Origin of the sequence: Lysinibacillus macroides, assembly GCF_001281525.1 — a bacterium.
Classification (GTDB): domain Bacteria; phylum Bacillota; class Bacilli; order Bacillales_A; family Planococcaceae; genus Lysinibacillus; species Lysinibacillus macroides.
Map to the genome: position 1 here is coordinate 116,910 of NZ_LGCI01000014.1, position 13,971 is coordinate 130,880.

Sequence of the window (13,971 nt, forward strand, 5' to 3'; positions counted from 1 at the left end):
TGATTGTAATGGGGACTTTTAGAAAACGACCAATTCGCTATCCGCTTTTTATTCTTTCCATTTTTGGCATTGTGACGTTCGCACTTCTATGTATATGGAATTTCGGGATAGGTATCGGTTATGGGATAGGCTTTGCGGTTCTAATGGTCTATACATGGAAGGTGGAGCAAAATGTCTTTGTAGAAACTGAAAAGCATATAGAATCCATTTCCTTCCGTATGAAAAAAGTCGGTGAAGAGGCATTGCTGGAAATGCCGATTGGAATATTGCTCGTGAATGAGCAATATGAAATAGAATGGTCAAATCCGTATATGCAAGGTGTTTTAAATAAAGAAACATTAGTAGGAGAAGGCATTGTTGATATATCGGATGATATTTATGTATTAATGAAGACTGAAGAAACCAATGAAGCTACGATTACATTACGTGATCGTAAATATCGAGTGTATTATAAAAGAGAAGAAAGACTACTATACTTTTTTGACATCACAGAACAAATTGCTATAGAAAAACAATATTATGCGGATCGTACAGTTATTGCGATTTTATTTGTTGATAATTATGATGAAATTACCCAGGCAATGGATGATCAACTACGTAGTTTAACCAATACAATGGTCACCTCCATTGTCAATGAATGGGCGGCAGAGCATGGTGTATTTGTGAAGCGAATATCATCTGATCGCTTTTTAGCTGTATTAAATGAATCTATTTTAACAGAGCTGGAAAAGAAAAAATTTGCTATTTTAGATACGATTCGTGAAAAAACAGCACAAAAGAATTTATCCTTAACACTTAGTATTGGTGTTGGTGCAGGGTCATCTTCACTGGTAGAGCTTGGTGAATTGGCACAGTCTAGCCTAGACCTTGTATTAGGGCGTGGAGGCGATCAGGTAGCGATCAAGCAGCCAACTGGAAAGCTTAAATTCTATGGTGGGAAAACGAATCCAGTTGAGAAACGCACACGTGTAAGAGCACGCGTTATTTCACATGCATTACGTGACTTAATTCAGGATAGTGACCAAGTGTTTGTAATGGGACATAAAAATCCTGATATGGACTCTATTGGTGCATCTGTAGGGGTACGTAAGATGGCACAAATGAATGATGTAAAAGGTTATGTTATCATTAATTTTGATGAATTAAATGGTAGTGTTACACGGTTAATGAATGAGATTGAGCGTAAATCAGACTTCTACGAAAATTTCCTAACACCTGAAGAAGCAGCAGGAAAAATGACAGAAAAATCATTGCTCGTTATTGTTGATACACATAAACCTAATTTAGTGATTGATGCACATTTATTGAAAATAGCTGAAAAGGTTGTTGTGATTGACCATCATCGCCGTAGTGAGGATTTTATTGAAAATCCAACACTAGTTTATATGGAGCCATATGCCTCGTCTACAGCCGAGTTGGTGACGGAGTTACTAGAATATCAGCCAAAGCGTGCAAAAATTAATATGCTAGAGGCTACGGCATTATTAGCAGGTATTATTGTTGATACGAAAAGCTTTACACTTCGTACAGGGGCGCGTACATTTGAGGCAGCCTCCTATTTGCGCACAAATGGTGCAGACACCGTGCTTGTACAGCGTCTCTTAAAAGAAGATATAGACACCTATATTGAGCGCTCAAAAATTGTGCAAACTGTTCAATTTATAAAACCTGGGGTAGCTGTAGCGGTAGGTGAAGAATCGAAAATATACGATTCTGTTTTAATTGCACAAACAGCAGATATTTTACTGACAATGAAGGATGTGGGTGCTTCCTTTGTTATTGCGCATCGTGCAGATGGCAAAATCGGTATAAGTGCACGTTCGCTAGGTGAGGTGAATGTACAGCTGATTATGGAAAGGCTTGGCGGCGGTGGACATTTAACAAATGCAGCGTGTCAAATAGAGGAAAAATCCATTAATAGGGTGAAAGAATATTTAGAAGAAGCCATAAATGAGGTCTTTGAAGGGAGTTTTGACGAATGAAAGTTGTGTTTTTAAAGGATGTTAAAGGAAAAGGAAAAAAAGGTGAAATTAAAAACGTAGCTGATGGCTATGCACAAAACTTTTTAATTAAAAATGGCTATGCGGCTGAAGCAAATGCTCAAGCGTTAAGCCAGTTAGAAGGGCAAAAAAAATTGGCAGAAAAAAATGCTGCGGCTGAATTAGCAGATGCACAAGCTTTAAAGGACAAAGTAGAGGCTTTAACAGTGGAGCTAAAAGCGAAATCAGGTGAAGGTGGACGCTTATTTGGTTCTGTATCTACAAAGCAAATTGCAGATGCTTTACAAAAAGTACATGGCATTAAAATTGATAAACGCAAAATGACTTTACCTGAAGGAATTCGTGCACTAGGCTTTACAAATGTTCCTGTAAAACTACATCAAGAAGTAACAGCTACATTAAAAGTACATGTAACAGAAGAATAAGGAGCGACTATGCATGAGCGAACCGATGATAGACCGCGTTCCACCGCATAACCGCGAGGCGGAGCAATCGGTTATCGGTGCTATTTTTCTTGAGCCTCAAGCACTTATTACAGCATCTGAAATTTTACTAGCAGATGATTTTTATATTAACGCACATAAAATGATTTTCGAAACGATGCTACGCTTGAGTGACCAAGGAAAGGCAATAGATGTTGTAACAGTTACGGAAGAATTATCAGCTAAAAAAGAGATTGAAGACGTTGGCGGGCTATCCTATTTATTAGAGCTCGCCAATGCTGTCCCTACAGCTGCAAACGTTGCCCATTATGCCAAAATTGTTGAAGAGAAAGCACTATTACGTCGATTAATTCGTGTAGCTACTAAAATTGTTGAGGATGGCTACACACGTGAAGACGAGGTAGAGGCATTACTAGGCGAAGCAGAAAAGAAAATGATGGAGGTTGCCAATCGCAAAAATGCGGGCGACTTTAAGCATGTGAAAGATGTACTTGTAGAAACCTTTGATAATATTGAGCAGCTTCAATCACAAAAGGGAGAAGTAACAGGTATACCAACAGGCTTCCGTGATTTAGATAATATTACTGCTGGCTTTCAACGCAATGACTTAATTATTGTGGCAGCACGACCATCTGTAGGGAAAACAGCCTTTGCCTTGAATGTGGCGCAAAGTGTTGCTGTACAGGCACGAGAAAATGTGGCGATCTTCTCCTTAGAGATGGGAGCTGAGCAGCTCGTTATGCGTATGCTTTGTGCAGAGGGGAATATTGATGCACAAGTTTTACGTACAGGTGCTTTAACTACAGAAGATTGGGGTAAACTAACGATGGCAATGGGGAGTTTATCGAATTCAGGGATTTTTATTGATGATACACCAGGAGTACGTATCAATGAAATTCGTGCAAAATGTCGTCGTTTAGCACAGGAAAATGGACTAGGAATGATCTTAATCGATTATTTACAGTTGATTCAGGGTAGTGGCAAGCCAGGAGAAAACCGTCAGCAAGAGGTATCTGAGATTTCTCGTTCATTAAAGGGGTTAGCCCGTGAATTAAAAGTTCCCGTCATTGCATTATCACAGCTATCTCGTGGTGTGGAGCAACGTCAAGATAAACGACCAATGATGAGTGATTTACGTGAATCCGGAAGTATTGAGCAAGATGCTGATATTGTTGCCTTTTTATATCGTGATGACTACTATGATAAAGAGTCTGAGAACAAAAATATGATTGAAATTATTATTGCAAAGCAACGTAATGGTCCAACAGGCACTGTTACCCTTGCCTTTAAAAAGGAATTCAATAAATTTATCAATGTGGATTGGTCACAAATGCCACCACCACCGCCACGTGATTAGTTTATTATCTGCCATTCATCTGAATATTCGATAATATTCATATTATTTAGTTATCAAACACGAACGTTAGATCAAAATTATTGATTTTATGTTCGTGTTTTTGGCTATTTTTTATTGACGTGGTGTTTCGATCATTGTTACAATGATTGAGGCTTGAAAATTGAGATACAAAGGTATCTAACGGAGGTGCTGATTATGACATCAGTTGTAGTTGTAGGAACGCAGTGGGGAGACGAAGGAAAAGGTAAAATTACAGATTTTCTGTCACATAAAGCCGATGCGATTGCTCGTTTTGCAGGTGGAGATAATGCAGGACATACCATTAAAATTGATGGTGAAACATATAAACTACATTTAATCCCATCAGGTATTTTCTATAAAGATAAAACGTCAGTAATTGGCAATGGCTTAGTCGTCAATCCAAAGTCATTAGTAACGGAACTGAAAGGCTTACAAGAGCGTGGCATTAACACAGATAATCTACGTATTTCTAATCGTGCACATGTTATTTTGCCTTATCACATTAAGCAAGATATAGCGGATGAAGAAAGTCGTGGCGATAATAAAATCGGCACAACTTGTAAAGGTATTGGACCTTGTTATCAAGATAAGGTAGCACGTATTGGGATTCGTATGGCTGACTTACTTGATAAGGAAATCTTTGAGGAAAAACTACGTCATAATTTAGCCATTAAAAATAAGTTATTTGAGAAATTCTATGAAGTTGAAGGCGTAACATTCGAAGAAATTTTCGAGGAATACTATAGTTACGGACAAGAAATTGCTAAGTATGTTACGGACACGTCTAAAATTTTGAACGATGTCCTCGATGAGGGCGGTAAAGTGCTATTCGAAGGTGCACAAGGAATTTTACTTGATGTCGATCAAGGTACGTATCCATATGTAACATCTTCAAATCCTGTGGCTGGAGGAGTAGCGATTGGTGCAGGTGTTGGCCCATCACGCGTAACAAGTGTTATTGGTGTATCTAAGGCCTATACATCTCGTGTAGGAGATGGACCATTCCCAACGGAGTTGTTCGATGAAGTAGGTCAACAAATTCGTGAGGTTGGTCGCGAATACGGTACAACAACAGGTCGTCCACGTCGTGTAGGCTGGTTCGACACAGTCGTTGTTCGTCATTCACGTCGTGTAAGTGGCATTACTCATCTTGCTCTTAACTCTATCGACGTTTTAGCTGGTTTAGAAACAGTAAAAATCTGTACAGCCTATAACTATAAAGGCGAAACCATTACAGAATATCCAGCAAATCTTCATATTATTGAACAATGTGAGCCGATTTATGAAGAGCTTCCAGGCTGGTCAGAGGATGTAACAAGCTGCCGAACTTTAGAGGAATTACCTGAAAATGCACGACGCTATGTAGAGCGTATTAGTGAATTAACAGGGATTCAAATTGCTACTTTCTCAGTTGGACCTGCTCGTGAGCAAACGAACGTTTTAATCGATATTTGGGAAGTATAATTACAAATAAAATGGGCGTGCCGTATAAGGTACACCCATTTTTTAGTGAATATCCTTTTTCTTAAAGCGGCCACCCTTAACCTCTGCAATATTACCAATGGCTAAAAAGGCATTGTCATCAATTTCAGCGACAATTGATTTTAGCTTCGACTCCTCTAAACGAGTAATCACAGTAAAGATGACTTTCTTATCGTTTCCCGTATAAGCTCCCTCCCCATGAAGGAAAGTAACCCCACGCCCAAGTCGATCCATAATGGTTTGACCAATTTCATCAATGTCATCACTTATGATATAAACGGATTTCGATTCTTCTAATCCTTGAATAACGATATCAATCATTTTATAAGCAATATAGTACGCAATGATGGAGTACATGGCTTGCTCCCAATTAAAAACAAAGCCTGCCACTGTGAAAATAATAACGTTGAAGAACATAATAATTTCGCCAACTGAAAAAGGCGTCTTGCTATTAAAAAGAATGGCTAGTATTTCAGTTCCATCCAATGAACCACCATAACGAATGACAATACCAACCCCAACTCCTAAAATCATTCCTCCAAAAACTGTAGCCAATAATGTGTCTTCCGTAAATGGATGTATATTATGTAAGACAAGTGTTGCCGCTGAGAGTACGGTAATACCCAACCCTGTGGATAGTGCAAAGGTTTTACCAATTTGTTTGTAGCCTAAATAAATAAAAGGTAAGTTTAAAATGAAGATGAAAATACCGAGGGGTAATTTTAATAAATGCGCTGTAATAATGGAAACACCTACGATGCCACCATCCATAATTTGATTAGGTACTAAAAATAGCTCTAGGCCTAAAGCCATAATGATAGCACCTAATGATACCATAATAATTCTAGCAAAAATCTTCTGCATGTTTTTTTTCTGAGATTTCAACATTTTTGTTGTACTCTCAGAGGTCTGGGAATCACTCAATTTAATCGCTCCAATCCAATAGTATCTTTCTTTTTTATTTTATCGAAATATTAGAAAAGTGAAAGTATTATGGCAAAATTCATACAAAAAAATAATAGAAAAGTATACCAATAGCCCAATTTTTTCCTATCTACACTTTATTTAGCACTAATATCATCTAACCATTTATAGTGCTCTTAGCTGACGAAGAAGCACATTATTTAAACGGCTATGTAACAATTATCGACGAAATAATACATTTATATTACAAAAGGGTGAAATCATTTAAACGGTATTTTCTTTATGGTACATTATAAGGGTGCAAAAATCCCTTATGGGTAAATCATCCTACCTTAAGGTGAAGTTGGAAGGGGCTTTATTGATGAATTCGTTTTGGAATAACAAAGAAGAAAATAATAGATTTAGCTACAGTGTTTCTTCTTTTAAAAAAGTTTCAATCATTACCGTTCTAATGACAAGCTTAATGCTTAATATGGGGTTTGCAAAAGAACCTAATAAAGAAAATTTAAATAAAATTTACCATATTTACATAGGGAATGAATATATTGGTGCTGTATCTGATGAAACAGCCGTTCAAGAAATCATTGCAGCTAAAGAACAAGAGGTAAGCCAGAAATTTGAGGAATTATCTATTGATGCAAGTTCAGCGATTAAAATAATCCCAGAGCAAGTATTTGCAAATGAAACAAAAGATGCAGAGACATTATCGAAACTTGAGCAATCTTTAGAGGTCAAATCTGATGCTTTTACACTATTAGTAGATCATAAACCAGTTATATCTTTAAAAGATACAGAGGCATATGAAAAAGTTGTTCGTATGTTAAAGCTACAATACGTTTCTCAACGAGAGTTAGATACATTACAGCAAAACCAGCAAACTACTAATCAGTTATCAGAATTACAACCAGATGAATCGAGTCTGTTAAACATTTCCTTTAAGCAGGGAATTTCAGGATTATCAGAAAAAGTTGCGCCATCTCAAATTGTAACACCTGAGCAGGCAGTTCAATATTTAATGACGGGTTATCTTGAGCAAGAGACTTATCAAATTCAAGCAGGTGACGTCTTAGGATCAGTTGCTAAAAAACATAATTTAACAACAGCCGAATTGCTAGCATTAAATCCTGATATAACCGTTGATACAGTTTTGCAAATTGGGCAAGGGCTAAATGTAACAGTCGCCAAGCCATTTGTAACACTTGAGATTAAAAAGGCAAAGAAAGTTGTAGATGTTGTTCCGTTTAAAACAGTAGTAGAGGAAGATCCAACAATGTATAAAGGTGAAAAAGTAGTGAGGCAAGAAGGTGCGAATGGCAAAAAAGAAACTATTTATGCATTAACATCTGAAAACGGTGCACAAACCTCGAAAACGATACTAGAAGAAAAAGTTATTCAACAGCCAGTCGATCAAATTGAAGTGGTAGGGACAAAAGTAATTTCTTCACGTGGAACAGGTGAATTTGTATGGCCGACAGTTGGGGGCTATGTTTCAAGTGGTATGGGTGAGCGTTGGGGAGAATTCCATCGTGGAATTGATATTGCTCGTCCAAGCAACTATAATATTTTAGCAGCCGATAATGGTGTAGTAGTTGCAGCTGGTTTATCAGGTACTTATGGTAACCGCATTATTATTAATCATAACAATGGCTACACAACACTTTATGGACATCTATCTTCAATAAATGTGGAAGTAGGACAAGTTGTAGAAAAAGGTTCAGTGATTGGTATTATGGGCTCCACTGGCTATTCAACAGGCACACATTTACACTTTGAAATTGAAAAAAATGGCTCATTAGAAAATCCTTTATCCTATGTAGGTCGATAAGTATAATGAATAGAGAGCAGTCCAATAGGTCAAAAACAAAAAATTTAGTATAGTAGTTTTCTCTGAAAAAAGAAGAATTTTCATATATTTTTGTACCTGTCTCTTCGCTTTCGCACAGAAAGGGTTTGTTGCTGACGCTTCGTTACACTCCGCTTTCGCACAGAAAGGGTTTGTCTCAAATGACTTTTGAGGCAAGCCCTTTTGCTATTATTTCCCGAGAAATATTTGTTGAAATATAGCTTATAATGTCACAGTATAAGAAAGATAGGACTCCAATTAATGCATAGATCTTGAAAGCATGATAGAGTTAAGGGTAGTGAATTTGCCAATACACATTGTTTAAATATAGAGAAAAAGTGAAAGGATGAAAATGTATGAACAAAACAATATTAGTTGTTGATGATGAAAAACCAATTGCAGATATTTTGCAATTTAATTTAATAAAAGAAGGTTATAAGGTAATTTGTGCTTATGATGGTGATGAGGCACTAAAAAAGGTTGAGGAGGAGCAGCCAGATTTAATGCTTTTAGATATTATGCTACCGAAGCGTGATGGAATGGAAGTTTGTAGAGAGGTACGCAAAAAATATGACTTTCCTATTATTATGCTAACAGCAAAAGGCTCTGAGATTGATAAAGTATTAGGCTTAGAAATGGGCGCAGATGACTATGTCACAAAGCCATTTAGTACGCGTGAGCTGATTGCGCGGGTAAAAGCAAATATGCGACGTTTACAGGTAGTGGCTCCTGTAGCAGAGGAGGCTGAGGAAGAGTCGAATGAGATTGTTGTAGGATCGCTTGTTATTCAGCCAGATGCTTATTTAGTGATGAAGCGTGATGAAGCCATTGAACTGACACATCGTGAGTTTGAATTATTACATTATTTAGGAAAATATATTGGTCAAGTTATGACACGTGAGCATCTGCTACAAACAGTATGGGGTTATGATTATTTTGGAGATGTTCGAACTGTTGATGTGACAATTCGCCGTTTACGAGAAAAAATTGAGGACAATCCTAGTCATCCAGCTTGGATTGTGACACGACGTGGTGTAGGTTACTATTTACGAAATCCTGAACAGGAGTAAAAGGAATGCAAAAAGTAAGCTTCTTTAAATCCATTCATGTCAAATTAGTGCTGATTTATATTTTATTAATATTACTTGCTTTGCAAATTATCGGTATCTATTTTGCTCGCCAATTAGAACAAAATTTGAAGAGCAACTTCCAAGATTCTATTTTTCAGCGAGTTGACTTGATGCAATATAGTCTTCGTGAAGAAATTTTAAAGGAACGCGATGAAAGCATGCCTAAGCTGGAGGAAAGCCTTAAGTCAATTGTTATGGAGTTTTCTACAGGATTAAAGGATGTTTCGAATGGTGATATTTTAGAAATTCGTGTTATTGATGATAGACAACGCATCCTTGCAACATCTGAGACTGAAAATCAAAATTTAATAGGGCAACGCTCCAATACAGACCTTGTACGTCGAGCAATTTCTGCAGAAACCCTCTTTGATATTATTAAATTGGATAATAAAACGAGAAATCGAGTGTGGGTATTAGCGAACCCGATTCGTGCTGGTGCAGGACCTGATGATGAAATTATTGGTGTCCTCTATATTGAAGCCAATATTGAATCGGTTTTTGAACAAATGAATGAAATTAACCGTATCTTCCTGGCTGGTACAGCTATGTCCTTAGTGATTACGGTTTTTTTAGGTATTTTAGTTGCACGCACAATTACACAGCCAATAGCTGATATGCGAAAGCAAGCACAGGCGATGGCAAAGGGGAACTATTCTCGAAAAGTACGAGTATATGGTACAGATGAAATCGGACAGCTCGCTATTACCTTTAATCATTTAACGAATCGTTTACAAGAGGCTCAATCTACCACAGAAGCTGAACGACGTAAGCTGGATTCGGTTCTAAGTAATATGACAGATGGCGTTATAGCAACAGATCGCAAGGGGCGTATTATCTTGATTAATGACCCTGCCTTAGAGTTATTGCATATTTCTAGAGATATTACATTAGGACGCCCAATTGCCTCTGTGTTAGGGATTGATCAGGAATATAGCTTTGAAGATTTAATTCATATGCACGATGCTATTAATTTAAATTTTAGTACGGTGGATGCACCTTATATTTTACGTGCAAATTTCTCTGTGATTCAAAAAGAAACAGGCTTTATTAATGGTCTGATTACAGTGCTACATGATATTACAGAGCAGGAAAAGATAGAAATGGATCGTCGGGAATTTGTATCGAATGTTTCACATGAGTTAAGAACACCATTGACGACCATGCGCAGTTATTTAGAAGCGCTCGCGGATGGGGCATGGAAAGATGAAAATATTGCACCTACATTTTTAAATGTGACCCAAACCGAAACAGAGCGTATGATTCGTCTAGTAAATGATTTATTGCAGTTATCGAGAATGGATAGTTCAGATTATGAGCTGAATAAGGATATTGTGTTATTTAATTCGTTCTTTAACCGCATTATTGACCGATTTGAAATGTCTAAGTCTGACAAAGTACAATTTGAACGATTATTCCCTGAAAGCTCCTTTTATGTAGAAATTGATACCGATAAGGTGACACAAGTTATTGATAATATCATTTCGAATGCTATTAAATATTCGCCTGACGGTGGGAATATTCGCTTTGGCTTTACTGGACAAGAGGACATGCTAAAGGTCATGATTTCAGATGATGGCTTGGGGATTCCTAAAGAAAATGTAAGCCGAATTTTTGATCGCTTCTATCGTGTGGATCGTGCACGTGCTCGTTCTATGGGTGGAACTGGCTTAGGACTAGCTATTGCGCGGGAAATGATTGAAGCCCATGGTGGTAAGATTTGGGCTGAAAGTGAGGAAGGGCAAGGTACAACCATTTTCTTTACATTACCTTATGATGCAGATGAATTTAATGAGGCAGGTGAGTGGGAATGAGATATGTAGAGCCAGTTAAATCTGTTGTATTATTCCTACTTGTTATGCTAAGCGTTGTGTTAACCTTTTTAATTTGGACCTATACACCTGATTATAAATATATTGAAAAAACTGAGGGAGAAGAAATTTTAATTAAGCCTCAAAAAGATATAGAAGACGTTATTCGTCCATACAAGGCAATTTTCCGTTCCGAAGAAGAGTTTACAGGCACAATATCTAACACAGCTATGAAAGAAATCATGCAAATATTTAAAGGCTGGCATATTCTCGATTTAGCGCCTATTAATAATAGTCTTTCATCCAATTATATCAATGAAATTATTCGTGCAGATAAGCGTATGACAGTATTTTTTACAGGTGAAGTGCCATTCTCAGCCTTCAACACCATTTTTCAGTTTACAGACAAAGAACTACCAGAAACTACTTTTAATCGTATGATTATTGATTGGAGTAATTATGATAATAAAGAGCTAACACTTTATTATATTAGTAGTAATAACCAATCTTTATTTCGCTCACATGTCAGTGTTTCAAATATGACTCAATTTATGCAAGAGGTAATTGAACCTGCCAAAAAATATGACACGTTTAAAGAAATAGAACGAGGTGGCTACACATCACTTTATCTCGCTAATAGTAACATTGAATCTGTAAAATATACGTATTACATTGAAGATATCACACCAGAGCTATTTAAAAATATATTATTCCCAGATGCAAACATTGTACAGCGCAATGTTGAAAGCGCAACCTCTGAGAAATATACAGATGGGATGTCGTTAATGACATTGGATACAAATCTTAAGTCATTAAACTATGTCTACCCTGCAGCAGAAAGTAGTATACGAGTTGAGCCATCCAAATTATTAAAGGATAGCTTTGAATTTATTAATGAACATGGGGGATATACATCTGATTTCCGTTACGTCTCAGCTGGAACCAATAAAAATCAAATGGATTATCAATTGTATTTGCAGGGGTTACCCGTTTATAGTAAGCACGTTATTACCCGAATGACAACAATTTGGGGAGATAGCCGGATTTTCCACTATAAACGCCCATACTTTTCTTTGGATATGGATATTCCATCTGAAAAGGAAATTATAGAATTACCGTCGGGTGCAGAGATTGTAGAGCTTATCCAACAATCCAACAATCTCGTATTATCAGATATTGATGAAATTGTGCTAGGCTATTATTTAATCACACAAAATCAAGAATTAAATATATTTACATTTGAGCCTTGTTGGTTTGTTATTCGTAAAGGTACATGGACAAAGCTGACACCTGAAATATTGGGAGGTGTCAAAAATGGATTGGAGTAGAACGAAATCTATTTTTATCTTTGTTTTTTTAATTTTAAATATCTTCCTCTATTCGCTATATTTAAATCGTTATAATGAAGCAAAGGATATTGAAGTACCTGGTGAAAAGACAATAGAAGCTCGATTAAAAGAAGATAATATTACGTATGGCACATTACCAAATAATATTGAATCAGCTTCGTATATGACGGGTCAAGTGCATAAATTCACACCAGCTGAATTTAGTAATAACAACCAACAAATTGAATTTAAGGATGATAATAATACAAAGGCACGTGTTATTTTTATGAGGCCTATTAAATTACGTAATGTGAGTGATGATGCAAGCTTTACAGATTTCGTCCTTGCAAACATAATTGAAGGAGCATCTTATGCTTTATGGAAAGTAGATCACGAAGAACGAGTCGCAATTTTTTTCCAAAAGACAAACAATCGAATGTTCTATTATAGCGGTTCATTAAAAATAAAATGGAATGCTAATAACGAAGTAACAATGTATGAACAAACAATGCTTGATAATATTGAAGAAATGGAACAACAGGAAAGTGTGATTCCACCACTTCAAATTATTCAAACCTTATATGCAAGAGGGCCATTAAAGCCAGATTCACGCATTACGCAAATGAAATTAGGCTATTCAACGCTTGTTAAATTAACTCGTACGCAGGTATTAGTGCCAACATGGGAAGTACGAGTAAAGCTATCAGATGGCACAACAGAGGAGTATTTTGTGAATGCTGTTGAGGGGAAAGTTATCGAAATTCAAGAGGACAAGCAAGAGATTGAAGAAGAAGACTGGGGAGTTGAATAATGCGATTTAGTGTTTTAGCAAGTGGCAGTACAGGAAATTCAATTTATGTAGAAAATGATGAATATGCCTTTATCATCGATGCCGGTCTTAGTGGAAAAAAGATGGAGCAGCTTTTTACAAAAATCGACCGTAATATGAAGCAGCTTAGTGGCATTTTCGTCACGCATGAGCATAGCGATCATATTAAAGGTATTGGGATAGTGGCACGAAAATATAATGTCCCCATTTATGCAAACGCCAAAACATGGCAGGCTATGGATGGACTTGTGGGCGATATTCCTGTCGAGCAGCGTTTTGAATTCGAAATGGATACAGTGAAGCATTTTGGTTCATTAGCTGTTGAATCCTTTGCCGTATCACACGATGCAGCTGACCCGATGTTCTATACTTTTCATGAAAATAACCGAAAGCTTGTGATTATTACGGATACAGGCTATGTTAGCGACCGTATGAAGGGCATTATTCGTGGGGCAGATTCTTTTGTTTTTGAAAGCAATCACGATGTGAATATGTTGCAAATGGGCCGTTATCCATGGTCCATTAAACGTCGTATTTTAAGCGATGTAGGGCATGTATCCAACGAGGATGCTGCCATTGCTATGAGTGAGGTTGTATTTGATAAACCTACAAATATTTATCTTTCCCATTTAAGTAAGGATAATAATATGAAGGAGCTTGCACGTATGAGCGTTACACAAACCTTGCAATCTTGTGGCATTATTGTAGGCGAGCATATCCATCTTTTTGATACAGACGCAGACGAACCAACAAAATTAGTAACAGTGTAAGGATTGCTTGATAAGTAAAATAATAACGGCTATTTC

Annotated in this window: 11 protein-coding genes; 10 read left to right on the top strand and 1 reads right to left on the bottom strand. The window is 37.0% G+C overall.

Annotated elements, in window-relative coordinates; translation table 11 throughout:
• Window positions 1-8 precede the first annotated feature (8 nt).
• The 4 genes from ADM90_RS22510 to ADM90_RS22525 all read left to right on the top strand — a co-directional run bounded on the left by ADM90_RS22510 (window position 9) and on the right by ADM90_RS22525 (window position 5,285).
• Entirely contained in the window at window positions 9-1,982 is a 1,974-nt protein-coding gene (locus ADM90_RS22510) for a DHH family phosphoesterase (protein ID WP_053997096.1), read from the top strand.
• Window positions 1,979-2,425 (top strand): 50S ribosomal protein L9, encoded by a 447-nt coding sequence (rplI, locus tag ADM90_RS22515; protein ID WP_053997097.1) that lies wholly within the window; start codon window positions 1,979-1,981, stop codon window positions 2,423-2,425. The genes ADM90_RS22510 and rplI overlap by 4 nt, the downstream gene beginning before the upstream one ends.
• A 13-nt stretch (window positions 2,426-2,438) precedes the next feature.
• Window positions 2,439-3,800: a replicative DNA helicase gene (gene dnaB / locus ADM90_RS22520; protein ID WP_053997098.1), complete on the top strand. Its 1,362-nt coding sequence runs from the start codon at window positions 2,439-2,441 to the stop codon at window positions 3,798-3,800.
• A gap of 195 nt (window positions 3,801-3,995) precedes the next feature.
• Window positions 3,996-5,285: an adenylosuccinate synthase gene (locus tag ADM90_RS22525; RefSeq protein WP_053997099.1), complete on the top strand. Its 1,290-nt coding sequence runs from the start codon at window positions 3,996-3,998 to the stop codon at window positions 5,283-5,285.
• A 42-nt stretch (window positions 5,286-5,327) separates the two neighbouring features.
• Here the strand turns inward: ADM90_RS22525 and ADM90_RS22530 are convergent, their stop codons facing one another.
• Window positions 5,328-6,167, bottom strand: coding sequence for a YitT family protein (locus ADM90_RS22530; protein WP_459542338.1), 840 nt, complete (start codon window positions 6,165-6,167; stop codon window positions 5,328-5,330).
• Between the two features lie 421 nt (window positions 6,168-6,588).
• Here ADM90_RS22530 and ADM90_RS22535 point away from each other — a divergent pair, with 421 nt between their 5' ends.
• The 6 genes from ADM90_RS22535 to ADM90_RS22560 all read left to right on the top strand — a co-directional run bounded on the left by ADM90_RS22535 (window position 6,589) and on the right by ADM90_RS22560 (window position 13,935).
• Entirely contained in the window at window positions 6,589-8,052 is a 1,464-nt protein-coding gene (locus ADM90_RS22535) for a LysM peptidoglycan-binding domain-containing M23 family metallopeptidase (protein ID WP_053997101.1), read from the top strand.
• A gap of 374 nt (window positions 8,053-8,426) precedes the next feature.
• Window positions 8,427-9,140 (top strand): response regulator YycF, encoded by a 714-nt coding sequence (gene yycF / locus ADM90_RS22540; protein WP_053997102.1) that lies wholly within the window; start codon window positions 8,427-8,429, stop codon window positions 9,138-9,140.
• A gap of 5 nt (window positions 9,141-9,145) precedes the next feature.
• Window positions 9,146-11,011: a cell wall metabolism sensor histidine kinase WalK gene (gene walK, locus ADM90_RS22545; RefSeq protein WP_053997103.1), complete on the top strand. Its 1,866-nt coding sequence runs from the start codon at window positions 9,146-9,148 to the stop codon at window positions 11,009-11,011.
• Window positions 11,008-12,336, top strand: coding sequence for a YycH family regulatory protein (locus ADM90_RS22550; RefSeq protein WP_083448659.1), 1,329 nt, complete (start codon window positions 11,008-11,010; stop codon window positions 12,334-12,336). Before walK ends, ADM90_RS22550 begins: the two co-directional genes overlap by 4 nt.
• Entirely contained in the window at window positions 12,323-13,147 is an 825-nt protein-coding gene (locus tag ADM90_RS22555) for a two-component system regulatory protein YycI (protein ID WP_053997105.1), read from the top strand. Before ADM90_RS22550 ends, ADM90_RS22555 begins: the two co-directional genes overlap by 14 nt.
• Window positions 13,147-13,935, top strand: coding sequence for an MBL fold metallo-hydrolase (locus ADM90_RS22560; RefSeq protein WP_053997106.1), 789 nt, complete (start codon window positions 13,147-13,149; stop codon window positions 13,933-13,935). Before ADM90_RS22555 ends, ADM90_RS22560 begins: the two co-directional genes overlap by 1 nt.
• The last annotated feature ends 36 nt before the right edge of the window (window positions 13,936-13,971 follow it).